This window comes from Mucilaginibacter ginkgonis (assembly GCF_009754905.2).
GTDB classification, from domain to species: Bacteria; Bacteroidota; Bacteroidia; order Sphingobacteriales; family Sphingobacteriaceae; genus Mucilaginibacter; species Mucilaginibacter ginkgonis.
The window spans coordinates 2,254,493-2,279,437 of record NZ_CP066775.1; the positions used below are offsets into that span (position 1 = coordinate 2,254,493).

At 45.8% G+C, this 24,945-nt stretch carries 19 protein-coding genes; 13 read left to right on the plus strand and 6 right to left on the minus strand.

The annotated features are described in order from the left end of the window. Positions 1–301 precede the first annotated feature (301 nt). The 5 genes from GO620_RS10590 to GO620_RS10610 all read left to right on the plus strand — a co-directional run bounded on the left by GO620_RS10590 (position 302) and on the right by GO620_RS10610 (position 7,312). Positions 302–3,457, plus strand: a complete 3,156-nt coding sequence (locus GO620_RS10590; RefSeq protein WP_157525300.1) for a glycosyltransferase family 117 protein — start codon at positions 302–304, stop codon at positions 3,455–3,457. 87 nt (positions 3,458–3,544) lie between these two features. Continuing rightward, entirely contained in the window at positions 3,545–4,030 is a 486-nt protein-coding gene (locus GO620_RS10595) for a hypothetical protein (protein WP_157525301.1), read from the plus strand. Positions 4,031–4,065: 35 nt separating this feature from the next. Continuing rightward, positions 4,066–4,530 (plus strand): hypothetical protein, encoded by a 465-nt coding sequence (locus tag GO620_RS10600; protein ID WP_157525302.1) that lies wholly within the window; start codon positions 4,066–4,068, stop codon positions 4,528–4,530. Between the two features lie 12 nt (positions 4,531–4,542). After that, a complete protein-coding gene (locus GO620_RS10605) occupies positions 4,543–6,975 on the plus strand; it encodes a penicillin acylase family protein (protein ID WP_157525303.1) in 2,433 nt (810 codons plus the stop codon). Between the two features lies 1 nt (position 6,976). Next, positions 6,977–7,312: a hypothetical protein gene (locus tag GO620_RS10610; protein ID WP_157525305.1), complete on the plus strand. Its 336-nt coding sequence runs from the start codon at positions 6,977–6,979 to the stop codon at positions 7,310–7,312. A gap of 2 nt (positions 7,313–7,314) precedes the next feature. On the opposite strand, the gene GO620_RS10615 is transcribed toward GO620_RS10610, so the two are convergent. Further along, on the minus strand, positions 7,315–8,418 hold the full coding sequence (locus GO620_RS10615) for a PQQ-dependent sugar dehydrogenase (RefSeq protein WP_157525307.1): 1,104 nt from the start codon (positions 8,416–8,418) through the stop codon (positions 7,315–7,317). 369 nt (positions 8,419–8,787) lie between these two features. Here GO620_RS10615 and GO620_RS10620 point away from each other — a divergent pair, with 369 nt between their 5' ends. Then, complete coding sequence (locus GO620_RS10620) at positions 8,788–9,777, plus strand: LuxE/PaaK family acyltransferase (RefSeq protein WP_200229877.1); 990 nt, start codon at positions 8,788–8,790, stop codon at positions 9,775–9,777. 50 nt (positions 9,778–9,827) lie between these two features. Then, positions 9,828–10,463, plus strand: a complete 636-nt coding sequence (locus GO620_RS10625) for a PH domain-containing protein (RefSeq protein ID WP_157525309.1) — start codon at positions 9,828–9,830, stop codon at positions 10,461–10,463. A gap of 2 nt (positions 10,464–10,465) precedes the next feature. Here the strand turns inward: GO620_RS10625 and GO620_RS10630 are convergent, their stop codons facing one another. The 3 genes from GO620_RS10630 to tyrS are packed head-to-tail and all read right to left on the minus strand — an operon-like array spanning position 10,466 to position 12,719. Continuing rightward, the gene (locus GO620_RS10630; RefSeq protein WP_157525311.1) at positions 10,466–10,915 is read right to left on the minus strand and encodes an RES family NAD+ phosphorylase; all 450 of its coding nucleotides are present in this window, start codon (positions 10,913–10,915) and stop codon (positions 10,466–10,468) included. Beyond that, positions 10,916–11,398 (minus strand): type II RES/Xre toxin-antitoxin system antitoxin, encoded by a 483-nt coding sequence (gene parS, locus GO620_RS10635; protein WP_157525313.1) that lies wholly within the window; start codon positions 11,396–11,398, stop codon positions 10,916–10,918. 37 nt (positions 11,399–11,435) lie between these two features. Beyond that, the gene (tyrS, locus tag GO620_RS10640; RefSeq protein ID WP_157525315.1) at positions 11,436–12,719 is read right to left on the minus strand and encodes a tyrosine--tRNA ligase; all 1,284 of its coding nucleotides are present in this window, start codon (positions 12,717–12,719) and stop codon (positions 11,436–11,438) included. Positions 12,720–12,925: 206 nt separating this feature from the next. Between tyrS and GO620_RS10645 the strand changes: the two genes are divergently transcribed. The 6 genes from GO620_RS10645 to GO620_RS10670 all read left to right on the plus strand — a co-directional run bounded on the left by GO620_RS10645 (position 12,926) and on the right by GO620_RS10670 (position 20,483). Continuing rightward, a complete protein-coding gene (locus GO620_RS10645; RefSeq protein ID WP_157525317.1) occupies positions 12,926–13,588 on the plus strand; it encodes a hypothetical protein in 663 nt (220 codons plus the stop codon). Positions 13,589–13,668: 80 nt separating this feature from the next. Further along, complete coding sequence (locus GO620_RS10650; RefSeq protein WP_157525319.1) at positions 13,669–14,853, plus strand: FAD-dependent oxidoreductase; 1,185 nt, start codon at positions 13,669–13,671, stop codon at positions 14,851–14,853. A gap of 660 nt (positions 14,854–15,513) precedes the next feature. After that, entirely contained in the window at positions 15,514–17,508 is a 1,995-nt protein-coding gene (rpsA, locus tag GO620_RS10655) for a 30S ribosomal protein S1 (protein ID WP_157525321.1), read from the plus strand. A 517-nt stretch (positions 17,509–18,025) separates the two neighbouring features. Next, positions 18,026–18,727, plus strand: coding sequence for an endonuclease III domain-containing protein (locus GO620_RS10660; RefSeq protein ID WP_198173565.1), 702 nt, complete (start codon positions 18,026–18,028; stop codon positions 18,725–18,727). 152 nt (positions 18,728–18,879) lie between these two features. Continuing rightward, positions 18,880–19,419, plus strand: a complete 540-nt coding sequence (pyrR, locus tag GO620_RS10665) for a bifunctional pyr operon transcriptional regulator/uracil phosphoribosyltransferase PyrR (RefSeq protein ID WP_157525323.1) — start codon at positions 18,880–18,882, stop codon at positions 19,417–19,419. Between the two features lie 140 nt (positions 19,420–19,559). Further along, a complete protein-coding gene (locus tag GO620_RS10670; RefSeq protein WP_157525325.1) occupies positions 19,560–20,483 on the plus strand; it encodes an aspartate carbamoyltransferase catalytic subunit in 924 nt (307 codons plus the stop codon). Here the strand turns inward: GO620_RS10670 and GO620_RS10675 are convergent, their stop codons facing one another. Together GO620_RS10675 and GO620_RS10680 are read right to left on the minus strand one after the other, a co-directional pair. Next, positions 20,484–21,644: an efflux RND transporter periplasmic adaptor subunit gene (locus GO620_RS10675; RefSeq protein ID WP_157525327.1), complete on the minus strand. Its 1,161-nt coding sequence runs from the start codon at positions 21,642–21,644 to the stop codon at positions 20,484–20,486. It abuts the gene before it with no gap. 20 nt (positions 21,645–21,664) lie between these two features. After that, complete coding sequence (locus tag GO620_RS10680; protein ID WP_157525329.1) at positions 21,665–24,937, minus strand: efflux RND transporter permease subunit; 3,273 nt, start codon at positions 24,935–24,937, stop codon at positions 21,665–21,667. Positions 24,938–24,945 lie beyond the last annotated feature (8 nt).

Genomic DNA, 24,945 nt, shown 5'->3' on the forward strand with positions numbered 1-24,945 from the left:
CGTTCATACGCCTGCAGGCCTTGAGCACAGGCCGGTATCCACTCCAATCCCTAACGCAAACCTTTGATACCTCTCAACTTTCTCGTAAACGTTTATGCACGCGTTAGCGATAGTATCACTTCGACAAGTTCAGTACAAACTAAAAGTAACGATAATTCAAAAGCCCTCTCCTTGGAGAGGGCTGGGGTGAGGTCGCGCTAGTTAAATTATGTTAAAGAATATCGCCCTTTCCGGTAAACATCGTATAGTTTTGTTAATTTCGTCAGCTTAACTTATAAAGTTACCCGTATTATTAGTGACCATGAACTATACTAAAACCAATAACCTTTTTGGCTGGATCGTTTTTCTGATAGCCTCTCTAACCTACATACTTACGCTCGAGCCTTCTGCAAGTTTCTGGGATTGCGGGGAGTTTATCGCTTGTATATACCGTTTACAGGTGGCCCACCAACCGGGTGCGCCGCTGTTTACCATGATAGGCAAGGCTTTCTCATTGCTGTCATTCGGCGATCGTACCAAGGTTGCCTACTTCACCAACCTGGCGTCGGCACTGGCCAGTGGGGCAACCATCTTGTTCTTGTTTTGGACAATTACCGCGTTAGCTAAAAAGCTGGTACTTAAAGCCGGCGAGGAGTTAACTACGGGCAAAATGATTGCCATTATAGGTGCAGGCGTTGTTGGCGCGTTGGCCTACACATGGTCTGACACTTTCTGGTTCTCTGCTGTAGAATCTGAGGTTTACGCCGAATCTTCTTTATGTACCGCTATCGTTTTTTGGGCTATATTAAAATGGGAAGCCCATGCCGACGAGCCCGGCGCAGATAAGTGGCTGATTTTTATAGCTTACGTTATGGGCCTTTCCATAGGTATCCACTTACTTAACTTACTGGTAATGCCGGCTATTGCTTTGGTGATCTACTTTAAACGCTCTAAAAACGTTACCCCGTGGGGAACCGTTGGCGCGTTCATGATAGGTGTTTTGGTACTGGCTGCCATACTTTGGGGAATTATACAATATACAGTTAAAGGCGCGGCCTATTCAGACCTGTTGTTTGTAAACAGCCTCGGGATGGGTTTTGGCACAGGTGCTATTACGTTTTACCTATTGTTGTTGGCAGGCATCATCCTGGGTATTTACTATACCACCAAACCGTCTAACGGGGTCATCATTGCTTCGGCGATCTGCTTTGTTGTGCTGCTTACGATTAGTGCCGGCATTATTGGCTTTATTGCGGGCGTGGCTATCATGGCTTTGCTGGAGTATGTGTTCCACATCCGCGAGAAGCGCTTTATACTGAATACAGTGCTGATTTGTACCCTGGTGATCATCCTGGGTTACAGTTCTTTCGTGATGATCATCATCCGCGCAAAGGCCGGTACTAACCTTAACAACAGCGACCCGGAAGATGCCTTCGCGCTTAACAGTTATCTAAACCGCGACCAGTACGGCGAAACACCATTGATGTATGGTCCGTACTTCGACTCACGCCCCGACTCATTGAACCCGCAAACAGAAGGTGCAAAAATGTACCGCCGCGGCGAAAAACAATATGAAATGTCGGGCCGTAAGTTTACAACCAATTACGACCGTAACGTTATTTTCCCGCGGATATTCAGCCAAACCGGTAATGATCCCAAGTTTTACAGAGAGTGGTTACAAATGGGTCAGCAGGATGTACCAAATAGAGTTGATAACTTTAAATTTTTCTGGAGCTGGCAGGTTTACCAAATGTATACCCGCTATTTCTTGTGGAACTTTGCAGGCCGTACCAACGAAATGGATGGACAAGACCACACTAACGGCACAGACGGCAACTGGACGACCGGTTTTAAGTCAAGCAAATCTATGCCGTTCGCGGTAACACATAGTAAGTCTTACAACCGCATGTACGCATTGCCATTGATCATTGGTTTGTTTGGTTTGATCTACCATTTCCGCCGCAAACAACGCGATGCCGGTGTGGTACTGGCCCTGTTCTTTTTCACCGGTTTAGCCATTGTGCTTTACCTTAACCAGGATCCTGGTCAGCCACGTGAACGTGATTATGCTTACGCCGGATCTTTCTACGCCTTCGCGATATGGATAGGCTTGGGGGTAATCGCCATTGCAGACCTTATCAGCAGGAAACTGGATGCAAAGACCAGCGCGTTGATCGCGACCGTAGGATGTTTAGTAGCAGCGCCGGTATTAATGGCCAGCCAGGAATGGGACGACCACGATCGCTCTACCAAGACCACCCCGCGCGACATGGCCGCCAACTATCTGAACTCGTGCGCGCCAAATGCTATTCTGTTCACGTACGGCGACAACGATACTTACCCGCTTTGGTATGCGCAGGAAGTAGAGGGTGTCCGCCCGGATATCCGTATAGTTAACCTAAGTCTATTGGGTACCGACTGGTATATCCGCCAGATGAAAATGAAGATGAACGACTCAGCACCGTTGCCTATCGCCATGCCAAACGAAAAATTTGAACAAGGCGTGCGGGACGTACTATACTTTGCCGATAAAGGCATACAGGGTGCAACCGAGTTAAAAGACGTGTTCGACTTTATGACCTCTGACAATCCGCAGGCTAAAGTAGAATACCGCGACGGCACCACAGAGAATTACCTGCCGACCAAAGATTTCAAGATCACTACAAATGCCGACAGCCTGGTAAAAATGGGCGTTGTTCCGGAAAGCGATAGGGCTAAGATAGCGCCTGCCATGACCTGGAAATATCCGTCTAACTATGTGACCAAGGACAACCTGGCCATGATAGACATACTGGCGCATAACAACTGGAAACGCCCTATTTATTTTGCCATAACTGTAGGCAGTGAGAACCTGATGGGTATGGAAAATTACCTGTATGACGAGGGTTTTGCTAACCGTCTGTTACCGATGACGCCCGATACTACAGCCAATGGCAACGGTGTAAACACCGACAAGATGTACACCAACATGATGACCAAGTTTAAATGGGGTAACATGAAAAATGCCCGTTATTTAGACCACGAGTCGCTGACCATGTTCTACCACATTATTGTTAAACAGTTTATAACCCTGACAGATAATTTGCTTAAAGAAAACAAGCAAGCGCAAGCAGCGCAGGTGCTTAAAAAGTACGACGCGGTAATGCCCGACCTGTACCCCTACCCTGATGAGGCTGCGCAGAAGTACTACCTCATTGAGGATGCTTACAAAGTGAACGATGTGCAACTTGGCAACAAGTGGGCTAATATGGTAGACGGTTACCTGGTTGATGTATTGAACTTTAACTCGAACCTGATGGCCAACGGCGGTGACGGCATCCAGCAGCGCGACGTACAATTAACCATGTCTGTGCTGAACGCCCTGGTTAATCTCACCAAGGAGCATAATCAAACGGCCCTGTACAACAAGTTCAACTCACAACTAAAGAACTACGAAGGCAAGTTGGGCTCGCTGATACAACAGCACGCCCAGCAATAGGTATTGTTTAAAAATGTTTTAAGCCCGCTCCCAAGCGGGCTTTTTTATTTGCAAAGCTTTGATAAATAGCATTACATTGAGAAAGAAATGTCAGCGCTAAAATATACTGTTGTCATCAATCTTGTCAGCGCGCTCTTTATGTCCGCGGCCACTTTTAATGCGGCTAAGGCCCAGCCTGATCCTCAGCGCGTGCTTTACGTGATAGATTCGGTGCCGATAAAACGGGGCTTTCCTTATTACCTTAAACCAAAAAACCTGGAGACCGTCCGAGTTGCTAAAGGGCAGTTTAGGGATACCGTTGCCATAACGTTAAAAGATCACGTTGCGTTCATTAAATTGCGGAATAGCAGGTTTCTATCACCCGACGATATCGCCAAAAAATATATCCCGGGTTACAACTCATCATCGCAAGTGCTTTTCATTTGGAACGATAAACTTTTAGTCGATACGGCCGAAGTTGGCGTCCCGATTCAATATTTTAAAAAGGCAGAGGTGGTTAATTCGTCGAAAACAAGCTATGCTAAAATGCTGCCAAAAGCGGTGATCCTCAAAATTTACGTTGTCGCGCCATGAAGGGGTTACTTATTTGCTTTCTATCACTTTGTTGGATGGCTTCACAGGCGCAAACCGGTCAAAAGGCAGAGATCGCTTTAAACGGCAGATTGCCTGCTATTTACAAAGTAGATGGTACGTTACTGAATGATAAAGCAACTGATTATTTAAAAGAAAAAGATATTGAGGTTAAAAAAATTGTCCACACACCTTTCCCTCAGCGCGACACTGTATATATAACGCTTAAAGACCGTAAGTTGTTAACCAAAATTTTATTGGCTACAAGACTGACGGTGCAGCAGATCGCGCAGCAAAATGTGTCGGGAATCAGCAAAACATCGCAGATAATATTTTTGCTGAATGACACTTTAATAACCCAAACTGCCAAACTGAAGATCTCATCCTTAAAGGTTTTTAACATCAAAGTTCTGCGCGCAACAAAAACTTCTTATTACACCAATTTCCCCGACGTTACATTTCTGTATATTTATACCAAACCTGTACCCTTTTACATCAGATAGGTTTCTCGCTTAATGAAACTTTTTAAAGCTATTGTTTCCGTAGCCCTTACGCTGATCTTGATCTGGGCATTGCAAACCAAATTTGGCAGCCTGCCACCTATTGGCAAGTTCTTAAACCCCTGCAACGGCTTTTGGTACAATGCCGAGAGTAAACATATCCTGCCAAATGAAAATCTGAACATACCGGGGCTTAAAAAGCCCGTATTGATCAAATATGATGAGCGCATGGTACCGCATATCTTTGCGCAAAACAACCACGACCTGTACCTCGCCCAAGGTTACGTTACCGCACGCGACAGGCTGTGGCAACTGGATATCCAAACGCGCAGCGCGTCGGGCCGCCTGTCAGAGGTTGTCGGGCCTAAGGCATTGGACAAGGACCGCTATCAGCGAAGGTCGGGCATGGTTTACGGGGCAGAACGCACTGTTGCAGAGATGGCTAAAGACCCGCAAACAGCAGATGTGGTGAATGCGTACACCGAAGGCATCAACAGCTACATTCGAACCCTTACCCCGCGCGACTATCCTATCGAGTTTAAACTACTGGATTATGCCCCCGAAGAGTGGAAGCCAATAGACTGTGCATTTCTGCTTAAACTAATGACACAAAACCTGGCAGGTGGTTCACAATCTTTCGCCATGACCAACACGCTGGAGGCTTATGGTGCCGAAGTAATGAAAGAATTATTTCCCGATCATGAGTTCCGCGAAAACCCTGTGATCCCCGCTGCTACCCCATGGGATTTTAAACCCGTGGCTATCCCAAAACCATCACATCATTTTATCGCACAGCAAAGCAACATTAAACCGCCCGAGAAAGTGGATGGTATTGGCAGTAACAATTGGGTGGTAGCGGGCAGTAAAACCGCAAACGGTTACCCTATACTGGCTAATGACCCGCATTTGCATTTATCATTACCCGCCATTTGGTACCGAATACAGCTGTCGGCACCGGGAGTAAATGTGAACGGGGTCTCTATTCCCGGTGCCCCAAACGTCATCATCGGCTACAACAACAATGTGAGCTGGGGCTTCACCAATGTTGATGCCGATGTGCTCGACTGGTACCAGATCAAATTTAAAGACGCCTCTAAAAATGAATACTGGTACAATAACCGGTGGAATAAAACCACACGCAGAATAGAGGAAATAAAAGTACGCGGCCAAAAAACGGTCTACGATACGGTTATCTATACCCATCACGGCCCGGTAGTTTTTGATAACATTAAACAACGGCCTGAGCAGGCTAATGATGTTCCTGTTGGTGCAGCAATGCGCTGGATAGGCCACGACGCCGGCAACGAATTAAAAACTTTCATTTTGCTTAACCGCGCAAAAAACTATGCCGACTATCGCAAGGCGCTTACTTACTACGCTGCACCTGCGCAAAACTTTGTATTCGCAAGTATTGATAAAGACATCGCCTTAAGCCCTAACGGCAGGTTCCCGCTTAAATATCCCGATCAGGGTAAATACATATTAGACGGCACAGATGATGCCGACGACTGGCACGGGTATATCCCTGCAGACCAAAACCCGATAGCCAGGAACCCGGCGCAAGGATACCTTGTGTCGGCAAACCAAAGTTCGGTCGCTGCAAGTTATCCTTACTACATTAACTGGCAGCAAACCAATTACGAACGTGCAGAGCGGTTGAACACCCGTCTCAATAGCATGACCCACGTAACTGTAGATAGTATGCGCATGCTGCAAACCGATAATTACAGCATTATGGCAAGGGACATTTTGCCAACGTTTATTGCAATGACGGATGCTTCAAAACTAAAGGGCGATCAGTTAAAAGCATTTAACCTGGTGAGCAAATGGAATAAGCGTTATAATGCCGATGAGGTGGGCGCAACTGTGTTTAATTTCTGGTGGAAGTATTTTTATCAGTTTACCTGGAACGACGAGTTTGCTAAAAAAGGAACCAACTACGCTACTCCAAGCCGTACAAAGACATTGGAATTGGTGTTAAAAGACCCCAACTCTAAATGGTTTGATGATAAGAACACGCCGGCAAAAGAAAACTGCGCAGATATGGTTCGCAAAGCGCTTGCCGAAGCCGTAAGTCAACTTCATAAAAAGTTTGGGCCAATGGGCGACAAATGGCAGTGGGGACTGGTTAAAGAAACCGCCGTGAACCACATGGGCAATATTCCGGGGATGGGATCGGGCATATTCAAAGCGGGCGGGTGGCACAATATCGTTAACGCCCTGGGCGATGACCATGGCCCGTCGTGGCGTATGGTAGTGCAGGTTGGCCCGCAGGTGGAAGGCTATGGCATTTATCCCGGCGGACAATCGGGCAACCCGGGCAGCTACTATTATGACGATATGCTGCAAACATGGCGCGACGGCAAATTAGACAAGTTGCTATTTATGCAGTCCGCCAATGACGCGCCGTCCAAAATTAAATCAACCATTACCTTAAAAGCTAAGTAAAATGCTATTCCTCATCATACTCATACTAACATTTGCAGGCGGATACATTTTTACCTGGTGGGCGGGCGCCATCATTGCTTTTGTCGCTGCGTTTTACGCAGGCAAAAAACCGGCGCAGGCGTTCTGGTCGGGCTTTGGCGGCATAGCCATATCGTGGATCATCCTTGCCTTATTAAAGACCATCCCAAATGATCATATACTTGCCGACAGGGTAACCAAAATGATGCACTTGCCCAACTGGATAGAGTTACTGCTTATTACCGCTTTAATAGGCGGACTGGTCGGCGGTATGGCGTCGTTATCAGGCTTTTTAGTGCGCCGGGTGATCTTTAAGTGAGCCTACTTCTTACTCAACTCGATGATCTTGTCTGCGCTGCCGTTGCTGGTGATCACGTAAACCTTTCCATCCGGCGATACAGCCACGTCGCGCATGCGGCCATAGGTGGTTTTGTAATAAGTATTAACAGATTCTATCTTATCTCCTGCGCCGCTCAATTTTAGTTGCAGCAATTCTGTATCCTTTAAAACGGCAAGCAGCAAAGAGTTTTTCCATTGAGGGATGGCGTCGCTGCCATAATAGTCAATGCCCGATGGCGCGATCGTCGGCGTCCATGAGTAGATAGGCTCTGCAACGTTGTTTATCGGGCAAAAGCCTAATTCTGCTGTGGTGTTGCAAGCCCCCTCTACATTTGGCCAGCCATAGTTACGGCCTTTTTGTATGACGTTGATCTCGTCGTCCGTAGTGTTGCCATGTTCAGAACTGTAAAGCGTGTTGCCTACAAATACCAACCCTTGCGGATTGCGATGGCCAAATGTCCACACGGGGCTGCCGGGCGTTGGGTTGTCTGAGGGGATAGAACCATCAAGATTGATCCTTAATATCTTACCCGAAAGATTGGTCTTATCCTGGGAGCGCGATGAATTGGTAGCATCACCGGTAGTGATATACAACTTCTTGTCGGGCGAAATGGCCAGCCTGCAACCGTTGTGGTTATTAGCGGCAGAGATACCGTCGAGCAATACTATGGGGCTTGTTAAAGCCGATCCAGTATATGTAAACCTGACGATCTTTTCGGTATAAACGCCATTGTTTAGATAATCGTAAGCTACAAAAACTTGCGGTGTCGATGCAAAGTCGGGGTGCAGCACCATGCCCAATAAACCTCCTTCGCCCTGAGAAACCACTTCACTGATGGTCAGCAGCGGGCTTATTTGCCCTGTTGAAGGGTCTACCTTACTGATCTTTCCGCCGCGTTCGGTTATCCATAATTTGCTATCTGGTCCCCAGAGTATCTCCCACGGAAATACCAGTTGTTCTGTTAAAACTCTCGCATTTATTTGCGCATCAGATGGATTTGCGGGTACGGTTTCATTGTTGACCGACTTTTTGCACCCTGCTAAGAGCACTATGGCAGTGCATAGTAATAACGAGAACTTTTTCATGATGGATAGGCGGGGTATCGTTACTAAAACAATTAATTTTCAAATAGTTTTTATGCAATGTTTAATTACACGATCGCCTTAAAATATTGGCAGTGACATGAATTTGCGGCTGTCACACCCTGTGACAATGTGTGACACTTTTAGATAAAAACCGGCAAACCTGAAACACTGACTTGATCATGCCCGGTTAATATTCAAGCTGTTAACACGCTGACAAAATGCTGTCAGATACAAATAAGTCAGTATTTGTAGAGAAACTGTCACATGTTACACCCGTCCGTCAGCTGACGGATCATATTTACAATTTTAAGATCTGATTGCGCGCTCTGCGGTTCAACTTTGTCAAAAAACTAACCCTATCTTTGCCCTGTGCAAAAACCATCGCAGCAACAGGTATTTTCTATAAAAGATCAGCAACAATTTCAAGAATCTGCGCTGCAAGTTTTCCAATACCAGGCACAGAATTGTACCATTTACCGCCAGTTTATAAAAGGTTTGGGTATAAATGCATCAGCAATTACGAGAGTCGAACATATCCCGTTCCTGCCGGTCGAGTTTTTCAAGGCCCATAAGGTAACGAGTGATGAAAACCCGGCAAAGGTGACCTTTACCAGTTCGGGCACTACGGGCATGATTACCAGCAGCCACTACGTTACCGATGTGAGCTGGTATGAGCAAAGTTTCAGAAAGACTTTCAACCATTTTTACGGCGATATAAAAGACTACTGCGTGTTAGCCCTGCTGCCGGCCTACTTAGAGCGCGAAGGATCGTCGCTTATCTATATGGCGCAGGATATGATCAACCAGTCGCAAAATCCCGATAGCGGTTTCTACCTGTATAACCACGAAGACCTGTACGCGCAACTGATCGAACAGCAGCAAAAGAACCAACCAACTTTACTGTTAGGCGTAACCTTCGCGCTGCTGGATTTTGCCGATAAATACCAAATAGATTTCCCGGAATTAATAGTAATGGAAACCGGCGGTATGAAAGGCCGCCGCAAAGAAATGATCCGCGAAGAGCTGCATGGCATACTCACAAAAGCATTTGGTGTAAACCACATCCACTCGGAATATGGTATGACCGAACTGCTTTCGCAAGCTTATTCAAAAGGTGACGGCATTTTCAACTGCCCGCCGTGGATGCAGATCATCACCCGCGACACAAACGATCCGCTAACCATCTTAAATGCGCCTAATAAAACAGGCGGTGTCAATATCATTGACTTGGCAAATATTAATTCCTGCTCTTTCATAGCCACGCAAGATCTTGGTAAAACTTTTGCTGATAGATCATTCGAGATCATCGGCCGCTTTGACAATGCCGATATCCGCGGGTGCAATTTGCTCATTGCTTGACGGTAGTCAATTAATCTGTATTTTTGCGCCGGTTTAAAACTACAAAACCCATGATAGACAAATTTTTAGCAGACCAGCAGGAACAAGGCGCAGTAGAAAAAGTATACTCGCGTTTAGAGCAGCTGCTGCCAACCGGCGAAGAGGCGCTTTACATTGCTACCCAAAAAAAACCTTTGGTAAATATTTTGCCCGATGTTGTGGTGGTGACCAATCGCCGTGTGCTGTTCTTCACTCCGGCTAACCTGGGCCTGTCTTTAAAATTTGTTGATTTTACCTGGAAAGACATTGCCGATGTAAATATGAAAGAAGAGATCATCGGTTCTGTGTTTACCATTGTAACCACCCAGGGTGCCGAAATGGGTGTAGATTATCTGCCAAAGGTGCAGGGCCGTAAACTATACCAGTTCTCGCAGCAATGCCGCGAAGAAGAGCGCAAACGCGCAGAAAAGCAAACCGGTCATATCATTAACATTCCCGAAGCGCCACAGACAGCCCCGGAACCCGTGCATATCCCTGAACCTGTAGCAACTCCTGCGCCTGTTATCCCGGAGCCTGAACCGGTAGCCACGCCAAAGCCCGATGAGCTGACAGAAAAATTAAAAAAGTTAAGGATGCTTTTTGACAATGGGTTGATCTCTCAGGAAGAGTATAACGCTAAAAAATTAGAGCTGCTTAACGACTTGTAGTATTACATCAATCGCGAGTCAAAGCTAAAAGGCTCTGCGCTGATGACCTTCACCTCTGCCATTTTGGGATGCGCAGGGTTCATCAGGTAATTGAACTGCTGCGGCACAACTGCCGACGGGACTTTCAGCAACAAGCTTTTGCCGTCATCAACAAAGTCGTCGCCATATTTGCGCAAAAGTGCCGGCGGGTACACATCATTCCATCTCGACGGCAATTTATCTGTATTGATATCTATAATATCTTCGGGAACATATAAGGTAACCAGCACATGGTCGGCAGGTGCAGCTTGCAATCTTATATGCACCAAAACTTCTAATACAGCAAGGGATTGCGAGTCTGCCAGGTATGTAAGCGATTTGCCGATGCTATTCCAACGCCCTCCAAATAACCTCGAACCTGTGCCGCTTAGGTCTTGGGCGTACGGTTTGCGTACAATGCGATAAAGCAGCATTTAAGCGAAGATACCGTGCTCTATGCGGCCAAGCTCTGTAAATACCAGGTTAAAGCCGGCAGAGGTGTCTAACAAGGATAAAGGCGTTTCATTATTGAAAACATACGCCGGAGATTTCATCCAAAGCTTGAATTTATCCATGGAACCAAAAACCTCTGCCCCGCGGGTGTACAAACGGGCCAGCTCAACGGCTTTTTCTGAATACTCTGTTTTGATAATTGCGCTGTCATCAAACCTATGAAAGGTACGGTCAGAGATGTGCATAATATCAGAAAGCTCTTGCAAACTAATGGCAATCTTTTGCGCCAGACCCGTTAATACCTTCTTAGATAAGCCGCTGCGTGTTAACTTAATTATATCAAGATCTGAAGAAAACTTGCCGCTCAAAAGCTGCCCAAATGGATTTAAAGATGGTTGCGTATGATAAACTGCCATGGGTTCATTAACCAGGTTATCATCTATATGTTTTTTCTTTACTGACATTTATCCAAAAATAAAGCACAAATGTCGGTATTCAAAATTATTTCACACTTATCAAAAAATAATTCTTCTTCCCTTTTTGCGGTACTATGTAACGATTGTTGATCAAATCATTAGACGTAATCATCTGCTCTGCAGACGCGGCCTTTGTTTTATTTATAGCTACGCCACCTGCCTGTACCATTTTACGGGCTTCACCTTTTGAAGAGAAGATTGCAGTTTTAGTGGCTAATAATTCGATGATGTTAATTCCATCAGCAAGGTCAGACTGGTCAACTTCAAAATGTGGCACACCTTCAAACAGGCCCAAAATTTCTTCGTCGTTCAACTCATTCAGAAACTCTATTCCAACGTTACCGAATAAAAAGTCGGATGATTTTATCGATTTGTCATAAGCATTTTCGCCATGCACGCGTATGGTAATATCTTTAGCCAAAGCCTTTTGCAGCGTACGCATGTGCGGCGCAGCATCATGCTCTGTCTCTAAGCCATTGATCGTTGTCTCGTCAAATAATGTAAATATACGGATGTAAGATTTAGCGTCTTCGTCGCTGGTGTTCAACCAAAACTGGTAAAATTTATAAGGTGAGGTCTTTTCCGGATCGAGCCAGATATTACCGCCTTCAGACTTGCCAAATTTAGTGCCGTCTGCCTTTTTGATCAATTTAGTAGTAAGTGCGTACGCTTCTCCTGCGTCTTTACGGCGGATTAATTCTGTACCGGTTACAATGTTACCCCACTGGTCGCTGCCGCCCATTTGCAGGCTGCAGTTATGGTGTTTCCACAGGTAATAAAAATCATAACCCTGCACCAGTTGATAAGTAAACTCGGTAAAAGACATACCGGTATCGCCGCTTAAACGGTTCTTCACAGAGTCTTTGGCCATCATATAGTTTACCGTGATATGTTTACCCACATCGCGGATAAAATTGAGGAAAGAAAAATCTTTAAACCAATCGTAATTATTTACCACAATGGCGCTATTCTCGCCGCTGTCAAAGTCAAGGAATTTTTCAAGTTGTGCCTGTATACCCGCTAAGTTTTTTTGAAGAACATCCTCTGACAGCAGGTTACGCTCGGCAGATTTGCCCGAAGGGTCGCCCACCATACCTGTAGCGCCGCCAACCAGGGCTACCGGCTTGTGGCCCGCTCGCTGGAAATGGATCAGCGTCATGATCTGGGCCAGGCTGCCAACGTGCAAAGAATCGGCTGTCGGGTCAAAACCTATATATCCTGCAGTTACGCCATTGTTTAACAGGTCATCAGTTCCGGGCATCATATCATGCAGCATACCCCGCCAGCGCAATTCTTTTACAAAATCCATTGTACAAATAAATAAGGCAGCAAAGATAGTTTTTAGGTAGGAAGACGGAAAGACAGGAACACAGAAAGTGGGGAGGGGCTGCGGATAAATTATATGTCTTACAGGGTTCCGCCTTTTCTATCTTTATTGACATTCAGTCTCTCGGACTTTGCTGACTTCCGGCCTTTCCGACTTTTCGGACTTTCTCACTATCTTGCATCAAGGCCATGAATTTTCTATCCCACTTCTACTTTGACCGCCATACAAACAATTGCTACCACGTTCTGGGCACTGTAATGCCCGATTTATTAAAGAACGCGGATAAAACAATTGTACTGCACCCTGAGCACCTAACCCACCCCGACAAGCACATTATGAGCCTGATCGGCGGATGGCAAAAACACCTGGACGTGGACAGGCACTTTCATTCGTCAGAATTTTTTTCTCATCACTCGCATCAACTGAAACTGGCGTTGTTGCCCGCCTTACAAGGTTCGCCTGTGAAACCCTTCTTTTTAGGACATATTGGCATTGAGCTGATACTGGATAACTTGCTGATTACAACAGGCAAAGTAAATGTTGATGATTTCTATGATCACTTACGCGGTTGCGATGATCAGATCATCACCGACTTTTTAAATTTTAGCGGCATGAAAGAGCCACAGAAATTTACAACGTTTTTTGATGGCTTTAAACGCAGCGAATACCTGCGTACTTACGAAGATGCTTCGCAGGTGGCATACGCGTTAAAAAGGATTTGTATGCGCATTTGGCGCGATCCTTTTACCCGGGAGCAGGAAGTTATGTTAAGCGAGATCATTCTTAATTACCGGGCAAAACTAGAACCTGCCTTTATGGAGATCTTTGATCTCATCAGTTCTAAATTATAGCATCTCTTTTCATTTAGTTTAAAATGTTTTTGGGCGATGATCGTCTGCATATACAGGCCGGTATGACCTGTTATTGAATTATGAGCGATATCCTGAGTAAAAAGATAGCTATTGTGGGCGGCGGCCCGGGCGGACTTACTCTTGCACGGTTGCTGCAAATGCGAGGTGCACATGTAACCGTATATGAGCGCGACGTGCATAAAGACGCCCGCCCAAAAGGCGCTACACTCGACTTACATGAAGATTCGGGGTTACTGGCTTTGCAGAAGGCAGGATTAATGGTCGAATTTGAGGCCGCTTACCGCCCTGGTGCCGACAAGCTGCGCATCACAGATCATACCGGCAAAGTTTTTTTGGACGAACATGACAATGACGCCGAAACCCAGCATGGCAGGCCAGAGATAGACCGCGGGCCGTTACAAGACCTGCTGCTAAACTCTCTGCTGACCGGCACTGTAATTTGGAATAGCCGTTTTGTTGCTATGGAACCAAAAGGTAGCGGCTGGAATTTATTATTCGGGAACGGCATGCAGGTTTATGCTGACCTGGTTATTGCCGCGGATGGTGCAGGCTCAAAACTGCGCAAATATATTACGCCAGTTAAACCATTCTATAGCGGGTACACAGCAATTGAAGGCGCGGTATCGCAACCCGCCGAGACCTGCCCCGAAATGCACAAACTGGTAGGCGGCGGTAAGGTATTCGCACTGGGCAACAGTCAGTCACTTATTGTAAGTGCCAAAGGCGACGGCAGCCTGGTGTTTTATCCATGCTTTAAAGCTGAGGAAAATTGGGTTAGCCTGTCGGGTATTAACTTTGGAGACAAAGTGCAGGTGCTTGCCTGGTTTAAAAAAGAATTTCACAATTGGAATGATAGCTGGCTACAGCTGTTCGAGAACGCGAACGGCGCATTCATGCCACGTCCGTTGTATTGCCTGCCGCTCGACCAGACCTGGGAAGCGCAGCCAAATTTAACGATCCTGGGCGATGCCGCCCACCTGATGCCGCCCTATGCCGGCGAAGGCGTAAACATGGCCATGCAAGACGCCTCGGAGTTAAGCGAAAGCCTGTTTAATAAAGAGATATCTGCCGTACATTTCGCCATAGCAGTTTACGAACACCAAATGCGTAAACGCGCATCAGCCGCTGCAGGCATGAGTATGGATTCATTAGAGATGATGCATTCGCCGGAAGCAATGGACTTTATGATGAGTATATTGGAATACGCCTCACCCCGCCCCTCTCCAAACAAAAGGGAGATTTGATTTAAGTAAGTTGCCTCTTACTCCCCTCTTGAGGGGGGCGGCGAAATGCGCGGTGGCGGGAGTGTGTGAAAATTGAGAGACACACCCCTAGCCCTCTCGAGAGAGGAATTATGGTCCTGACCATTCTCAAATCTTAATCTTGATGATCATCAGCAATTCGCGTTAGCGATAGCAGCGGACACCGGCCTGTGGCTAAGGCCTGTGCAGTATGAGCGCATAGCGCGGGCCGCGCAGCGGCAACGCCCAAAAACTAATCGCAAAACTTAATTCTTACCTGGAAAAGATTTAATAATGATAAAAGATATTTCATTGTACCCGATCTCTAGCTCAATTTTTAATGCCCTTTAAGATGCCGAAACAATCCCGAAAGCCGCGATTCGATATGTTTAAGATGAGCTTTTAAGCCCCCTTTCCTTTGAAAAAGATTGAGGAGGGGTCGACTGAAAATATCCCAATTTCCATATTCACTTTTCTGAATAGCAAAAAATATTCTTTACCCTTATGAGATTGCCACGTCGCTGCACTCCTCGCAATGACGCGCCTGAATTATCCTTCTTCCTCAAAATCAGCAAATAACATTAAAATTTCTTTTCACGTAATAAAAAACTATCCGTACCTTTGCAGTCCCAATTGAGTTGGGAAAAGGAGACAATTTATTTAATGGCAAAAAAACAAGAAGCAGAAAAAGAATTAAAGTCTAAAGAGGCTGAGCAAGACATTGCTACCTTACCAGAGGACAAAGAAACTATTGAGTCTGAAGCAGATTCAATTTCTATTGATGAGATCAAATCTAACATCGCCGCAAACACAGCAGATTTTGACTGGGATGCCGACGACAAAAAATTTGGCAACTACAGCAATGCCGAGCGCGAAAAACTTGAGCAAATGTATGACGGTACTTTCAGCTCTATTAACCAGGGCGAGATCATTACCGGTACTGTTGTAAACATCAATAGCAAAGATGTGGTATTGAACATCGGCTTTAAGTCTGATGGTATGGTATCATTATCAGAGTTCCGTGATATGCCCGAGCTTAAAATTGGCGACACGGTTGACGTTTTTGTAGAGTCGCAGGAAGATGCTAACGGTCAGTTGGTACTTTCACGCAAACGTGCAAAAACTCAAAAATCATGGGAACGCATTAACCAGGCATTGGATAATGATGAGATCATCACCGGTTTTGTTAAGAGCCGTACCAAAGGTGGTCTTATTGTAGATATAATGGGCGTTGAAGCCTTCTTACCGGGTTCACAGATAGATATTAAGCCTATCCGCGACTATGACATTTATGTTGGTAAGACAATGGAATTCAAAGTTGTTAAGATTAACCACGAGTTTAAAAACGTTGTGGTATCGCACAAAGTGCTTATCGAAGACGATTTGGAAAACCAAAAAAGCGAAATTGTTAGCAAGCTTGAAAAAGGTCAGGTACTTGAAGGTACGGTTAAGAATATTACCGACTTTGGTGTATTTATTGACCTTGGTGGTGTTGACGGCTTGTTGCACATTACAGATATTTCATGGGGCCGTATCGAGCATCCGCGCGAAGTGCTTTCACTTGATCAGAAGATCAACGTGGTTGTTCTGGACTTTGATGACGAGAAAAAACGTATTGCCCTTGGTTTAAAACAATTAACCCCACACCCTTGGGAAAACCTTGACAAAGAGCTGGCTGTTGGTTCTAAGGTTAAAGGTAAAATTGTTACCGTTGCAGATTACGGCGCTTTCTTAGAAATAATCCCGGGTGTTGAAGGTTTGATCCATGTGTCAGAAATGTCATGGTCACAAAACCTGCGCAACCCTCAGGAGTTCTTGAAAGTGGGCGACGAGGTTGAAGCACAAGTGTTAACACTTGACCGCGACGATCGTAAAATGTCTTTAGGCATTAAACAACTTACCCCTGATCCATGGCAACAAGCTTCAGAACGTTATGCTGTTGGTACACAACACGTAGCTACTGTTAAAAACATGACCAACTTTGGTGTGTTTGTTGAATTGGAAGACGGTATTGATGGTTTGATCCACATCTCTGATCTTTCCTGGTCTAAAAAAGTTAACCACCCTAACGAGTTTACTAAAGTAGGCGAGAAACTGGATGTGGTTGTTTTAGAACTTGATGTTGAGAACCGCAAATTAAGCTTAGGCCACAAACAACTGGAAGAAAACCCTTGGGACACTTTCGAAACCGTATTCACCATGGATTCTATCCACGAAGGTACTGTGTTGAAGGTTACCGATAAAGGTGCTATTGTTGCCCTTCCTTACGGTGTTGAAGGTTTTTGCCCAACTAAACACATGGTTAAAGAAACCGGTGGTTCATTAAAACAAGATGAAACTGCAGATTTCAAGATCATTGAGTTTAACAAAGACACAAAACGCATTGTGATATCTCACGCTCGTATATGGGAAGATCAGCGCGCTGAAGCCCGTATGCAAGACTTTGAAAACCGTAAAAAAGAAGCGAAAGCTACGACAAGCGCGGTGAAGAAAGTAAAAGATACACAAGAGAAATCAACCTTAGGTGATCTTAGCGTTCTTGCTCAGTTAAAAGAGCAAATGGAAGGCGCGGAAAGCAAAGCAGCTTCTAAAAAAGCAGCAGCAGCTCCAAAGAAAGCCGAAGAAACTTCTGAACAAACAGAAGAAGAAGCTAAATAAGCTTTTAAATAAATCCCTTTTGAAAAGCCTCTTACGGAAACGTAAGGGGCTTTTTTTGTGGCCCACCCAAACACTTCTTCGCCTTAAGGCAGAATGGTTTCAAAATTGGATGATGATTCCCCTCTTGAGCGGGGTTAGGGGTATGTTTTGTTGACCAGGACTATTCAAACTTCAAATCATGTCATGCTGAGCCCTTCGAAGCAGCTTATAATTCCCCTCTTAAGAGGGGTTAGGGGTATGTTTATTAAAGGCGGTCTTATTTGATACCAAAAACGCAGGGTTTAAAATAATTTTGCGGGCGTTACCCTCGCTTTGCTCGGGTCGCGCTTTCCGTTACAAGTCCTCGCTCGCTATGCTTGCTGTGGGCTTTTCACTACAATCGCTAACGCAATAGTTTGAATTCGAATTTTTACGAGACCTGAATCTAAAAGGGTACAATTTCCCTCCCTTCCGGGGAGGGTTAGGGTGGGCTTATTAAGGGCTAAAACTATATACAATCTTATTCCTTTACCGTATCGTGATCACGCCTATTGCCGATAAGAAACAACTTACGCTCGAAGTCCATAACAGGCTTTACAAGATTTATAAAGACGAGATCGCGCATGCCCACGCGAACGATCCGCTGAGCGAACTGGTGGACACCATACTTTCGCAGCGGACCAAGAATAAAGATTCTGCGCAGGGGTTTAAGAATCTGGTCGCTGCTTTTGATACATGGGAAAATGTGCGGGACGCTCCGGAAGATGAGGTACGTAAACAAATAACCATGTGCACCTGGCCCGATCAAAAAGTACACCGGCTGCAAACAGTGCTGCGTTTAATCACTGAAAAGCGTGGCGAACTTAATTTAGATTTTCTTGCAGCGATGAATGTCATCGATGCGCGTGCCTGGCTGGAAGCTTTGCCCGGCGTTGGTCCGAAGACAAGCGGCGCGGTGATGTCATACAGCAACATTAAAGGAAAAGCGCTGGCGATCGACTCACATCATTACAGGGTTGCAGTGCGGCTGGGCATAATTGATAACAAACTTGGCGAAGCCAAAGCACATGAAGTTTTGGAAAACTTATTGCCGCCCGATTTTACTGCTCAGCAGGTGTTTGACAATCACCAGGTGATAATGCGGCATGGTCAAAAGATCTGCCACTACTACCATCCTGAGTGCGACAAATGTGTGCTGCTGGATATCTGTCCGACGGGGCGAGAATTGCTGAGATTATAAACCCACGTTATGTCGTCTCGATTGCTATCGGGATTGTTAGTCACCCCATAGGCAAGTCTTCTTGCTAATCACGTGAGATCCCGAAACAAGTTCGGGATGACGTACTTAATATTTTGGCAAATTATTTACCTTTGCCCAAATCCACCCAAACGATGCAAAATTTAACGCTGCTCGACGGTCAGAAGTTTGATATCACTATACAGCGTTTATGTCGTCAGTTAATTGAAAATCACAACGATTTTTCTAATTCGGTAATTATCGGTATCCAACCTCGGGGCATTTTCCTGGCTAAGCGTATTGCCGAAGAGTTGCGCAAAATTCTCCCATCGTCTACAATCTTACAAGGCGACTTGGATATCACCTTTTACCGCGACGATTTTCGCCGAAAAGGTGAGCAGTTGGTGCCAAATCAAACAAGAATCGATTTTATTACCGAAGGCAAAAAGGTGATCATGATGGACGATGTGTTGTGGACGGGACGCACCATTCGAGCGGCTATGGACGCGCTGCAGGCCTTTGGCCGGCCCGAGAAGGTGGAGTTATTAGTTTTAGTGGACCGTAGGTACTCGCGGCACATACCCGTAGCTGCAGACTATACCGGCATTGAGGTTGACTCTATTGCCTCGCAAAAAGTAGTGGTGAGCTGGAAAGAAGCCGATAAAGAGGATAGGATAATATTGATAAACGAATAACGAACAAAAACAAGTTGTCATTCCGAGCTTGCGAGGAATCTTCTGAATCGAGTAAACAGAAGAATATGCTTCGACAAGCTCAGCATGACACGACTGATTAAATAAATTCGAAATCGAAAATTCGAAATCCGAAATAAAATATGGGGCTTAGCACACGTCATTTATTAGGCATAAAAGATCTTAAGGTCGAGGACATCCAGTTGATCTTTGAAACGGCGGATACTTTTAAATCTGTCTTGAACCGCCCGATAAAAAAGGTTCCGTCATTACGTGATGTAACTATAGCTAACATCTTTTTTGAGAACTCTACCCGTACGCGTTTATCTTTTGAGTTGGCCGAGAAACGCTTATCGGCGGACGTGGTTAACTTTTCGGCATCGTCATCCTCAGTTAGCAAAGGCGAAACGCTGATAGACACCGTGAATAACATCCTGGCCATGAAGGTAGACCTGGTGGTAATGCGCCATCCTTATGCCGGGGCAGGTGTATTCCTATCAAAACATATTAAAGCCCAAATCGTTAACGCCGGCGACGGCGCGCATGAGCATCCTACTCAGGCATTGCTTGATGCCTTTTCTATTCGCGAAAAATATGGCGATGTGGCAGGCAAGAAGGTAGCGATTGTTGGTGATATTCTTCACTCGCGTGTAGCGCTGTCAAATATCCTTTGCCTTAAAATGCTTGGCGCAGAAGTTATGGTCTGCGGCCCAACTACGCTGATCCCTAAGCATATCGGTTCGCTAGGCGTGAAGGTCGAGCATGACCTGCTTAAAGCATTAAACTGGTGCGATGTTGCCAACATGCTGCGGATACAGTTGGAGCGTCAGGATATTAAATACTTTCCGTCGCTGCGCGAGTATACTATGCTGTACGGCCTGAATAAACAAATACTTAACTCGTTAGATAAAGAGATCACCGTGATGCACCCTGGCCCTATCAATCGCGGCGTAGAAATTACCAGCGACGTTGCCGACAGTAAGCAGTCTATCATTCTTGACCAGGTAGAAAACGGTGTTGCTATACGTATGGCTGTATTGTATCTGCTTGCCGGTCAGGCGGAGTAATTATTCAGCTGTTTTCTTTGGTGCAACCGCTTTCGCAGCAGAACTAATCACAGGACTGCCATCGCGGATCTCGTCATTAGCGGTCATCACCAACTTAATATTTGGTTTTAGGCCAGGTCCAAAAACTTCAATACTATCGCTGGTCTCTAATCCTTTTTTCACGTTCAGCCATTTAGCGCGGTTGTCTTCTATGCTGATAACGAATACCTTCTCTGTGGAGTTAACAACGGCGGTCTTTGGCACCACAAAGCTACTATCATGCGATGGCAGCGGCACGTTTACCTCGGCATACATGCCAGGCAGCAAGTTTTTAGATTTGTTATAAACATCCATTTCCAGACGTTCGGCGCGCAGCTTGCTATCCAAAGCCCCCGCCAGGCGGCTAACCTTGGCGGTAAACTTTTGATTCGGCAACGATTTCACGGTAAACTCCACCTCGTCTTTGTTATTCAAACCTGCGGTATAATTTTCAGGGATAGAAACAATTAACCTCAGCCTGCTTTGTTGCTGTACTACCAATAGCGGCTGGTCTGAACCCTTACCGGAAGGTCCTACGTACGCTCCCACGTTTATATTACGTGCCGTTACCACCCCATCAAACGGCGCACGTATCTCCAGATAACCTAACCCTGTTGCAATCTGTTTATAGAAAGATTTAGCGGCCTGCACATTTGCGTAATCCGCGTTCTTGCGGGCAGCAGCTTGGTCAATATCATTCTGCGCAATAGTACCAGGTGTTTTTGCAGTGTTGATATACCTGTCATATTGCGATTTGCTTGACAGGTATAAAGCTTCCTGCTGGGCTATTTTGGCTTTAGCTTCTGCAAGCTGCGATTGTACCTCTGGCGCATCAAGCGTTACCAGTAATTGTCCTGTATGAACCTGCGAACCTACGTCAACCAAAAGCTTTTTAACATAGCTGTTGGTCTTAGCATAAAGGTCTACTTGTTGATAAGGAGCCAGCTCGCCCGGAACTTGTATGCTCGAGGTAAGGATGCCCTTTTTAAGATCGAAAACCTGAACCGCAGGCGTATCAACCGCAGCTTCCTGCTTTTGCACTTCTTCCTGCTCTTCTTTCTCTTTTTTGTCGCCAGAGCAGCCTGCAGCTAATCCGATAATTAACGGCAGCGCAATCAGTAAAGGGGATTTAAATATTTTCATCGTCTTCGGTAGTAATAAAATTAGTGATTTAGGTTTAGCCTTTGTTCGGCTTCGGCGTGGGTTAAAGGCACATAAAATTTACTCTCTTTATCCTCGGGATCCAGCGATACGGACTGCGTCGTAGCATTACCCTGCACCCAGGCAAATATCAACGGCAGGATCAGCAACGCGGCAAACGTCGACATAAACAGACCGCCAATAACCGCGCGGCCCAATGGCGATGTTTGGTCGCCGCCCTCGCCTAAGCCCAATGCCATAGGCACCATGCCCACCATCATGGCTAAACTGGTCATCAGGATAGGGCGTACACGTAGAGCCACTGCTTCGCGTGCGGCCTGTAAAGCATTGCCATTAAACCTGCGCAGCTCTTCGGCATTTGAGATCAATAAAACGGAGTTTGATATAGACACACCTACAGACATGATCATGCCCATGTAGGATTGCAGGTTCAACGTCGACCCGGTTAATTTGACCAGCAGCATTGAACCTAACAACACCGCCGGCACGGTCGATAATACCACTAATGAGACTTTGAAGGATTGAAAATTAGCGGTAAGCATTAAAAAGATCACGATAACAGCAACTAACAAGCCATTTTGTAAACTTCCGAGCGTATCATCCAATGTTTGTGTTAACCCGCGCGGCACAACTGTTAATCCACGGGGTAACTTGCCCAATGATTTAATAGCCTTGCCTACGTCATCAGATGCAGCGCCTAAGTCTTTATGATTTAGGTTAGCGGTAACCGTAAGCATGGGCAAAGCACCTATGTCGTCATTCTCGCCAAAGGTTTTACCCGGAGTAATAGTTGCTACATCGTTCAGTACCGGCCGGGGCTGGTTAGACAGTAATGGTATTTCCTTGATCGCGTTCAGATCGGCCATTTGGGATTCCGGAACCTGAACTTGCACGCTGTAGCTAAGACCTACCTTTTCATCAAGCCACACGTTTTTTTCTGTAAACCTTGATGATGACGTTGCCGCAATTAGCGATCGCGAAATATCATTCACACTTAAGCCCAATTGCGCCGCACGCACGCGGTCTATATCGATGTTGATGGTTGGGTAATTAACTGCCTGATTTATCTGCACATCGCGCAGATACTTTATCTGTTTCAATTTGTTCAGAACCTTGTAAGCGTAGGCGACGTTCTGTTTTTTATTTTTCCCGATCAATGCCACCTCTACAGGTGTAGGCGATCCCTGGCTCAGTATCTTATCTGTAAGCTCGATGGGTTCAAAAGACATTTTCACATTCGGCATTTCTTTAGCCATTGCCTCGCGGAAACGCTCTTTAAAATCGTCAAGATCCGGATGGTAATCTTCTGTAAAATTTACCTGCATAACCGCTTCCTGCGGGCCGGCCATAAACAGATAAATGGGGCTTGTAGAAAATTGCCCGGGGTGCTGCCCTACAAAGCATGAAGTAATTTCAATATGGTTACGGCCAACCAGTTTGTTAAGCAAGTGCAGCGCGTTGATGGTCATTGCTTCTGTACGCTCTAAGCGTGTGCCATCCGGTGCGCGCAAACGCACCTGAAAGGTGCCGGAATTTACTTTTGGTAATACATCTCGCCCGGTAAAACTAAACACTAGAAACGCCAGGGCGAGGGCGCCAAAAATGTATACGATACCTATGAGTTTACGTTGCGGCATCATGCGGTCTATCACCTTTAAATAACCTGCGCGGAACCTTTCAAATTTCGATGGCGACTTCCCCGCATCAGCTTCGGCATGCTTCATTGCACGTTCTTTTTGCTCAGCGTGGCCACCTTCATCCTCAATTGCGTAGCCGCCTTTATGGCTATGGTCTTCATGCTTGTTAACCATTAGCCAGTTGGCCATTACCGGCACAAAGGTTTGCGCCAAAAGGTAAGAGGTAATCATGGAAAAACCGATGGCCAGCGCCAAAGGCAGGAATAATGCGCCCGGGATACCGCTCATGGTAAAGGCCGGCGCAAATACTGCCAGGATACAAAACAGGATGAGCAATTTAGGGAAGGCTATTTCCTTACAGGCGTCCCAAATGGCCAAAGCCTTGGGTTTGCCCATGTCGAAATGCTGATGAATGTTTTCTATAGTTACTGTCGACTCATCCACCAGGATACCAATAGCCAGCGACAGTCCGCTAAGCGTCATGATGTTGATAGTTTGATGGAAAAGCGACAGGAATAAAATACCTGATATGATGGATGTAGGTATCGTGAGGATCACGATCAATGCGCCACGCCTGTCGCCCAGGAATAATAATACCATGAGGCCCGTAAGCACTGCGCCGATCGTACCTTCTTCTGCCAAACTTTTTACCGCGTTTATCACGTAAGTGCTTTGGTCAAAAACATAAGACAATTTTACATCAGGCGGTAGCAGGCTCTGAAAACGTGGGATGGCCTTTTTCAGGTTGCTCACCACCTCCCAGGTTGAAGCGTCGGCCGATTTGGTTATCGGTAGGTATACCGAACGCTTACCGTTGACTAAAGCGTAGCTGCTGGTGATATCTGCACCGTCTTCTGCTTTGCCAATATCCCTTAAGAAGATTGTTTGTATACCGTTTTTATAGATCGGGATGTTGTTAAAATCATCAATCTTCTTTATCGATGTATTTGCAGGCGTTAAATAATTGTAGTCACCGATCCTGACGTTACCGGCAGGAGAATTTTGGTTATTTTCCCTTAACGATGTCACTACCTGATCAGGCGTAAGATTGTGCGAACGCAACAATTCGGGGTCGATCTTGATTACTACTGTACGTGTACTGCCGCCGAATGGCGCGGGCGATATTAAGCCCGGAACCGATGTAAATGAAGAGCGTACGTACACGTTTGCCAAATCAAGCAACTGGTTATTTGTCCGTGTTGCGCTGCTCAATACCAACTGGCCCACAGGCAGTGTAGAAGCATCGAAACGTATAATAAACGGTGGCTGCGTACCCGGCGGGAAGATAGCCTGGGCCCTGTTGGTGTAGGCCGTCACCTCCGCGGCCGCCTGGGCCATATTGGTTCCTTCGTAAAAAGTTAATTTTATTAGAGTTAAGCCGGTAATATTTTTGGTCTCGATACTTTTGACACCTGACACATACAAAAGCAAATTGACATATTGCTTGCCAAAATATGATTCCATCTGATCGGGCGTGTAGCCACCAAACGGGTGCGATATGTAGATTACTGGTAAATTAAGGTCGGGGAAAATATCGATTTTGATAGTGCGGACTGCGCCTAGCCCGAAGAAAAATAACCCGGCCACTATCACTAACACTGTGATAGGTTTCTGCAGGGCTCCTTTTATTAATCCCATTTGCTGCT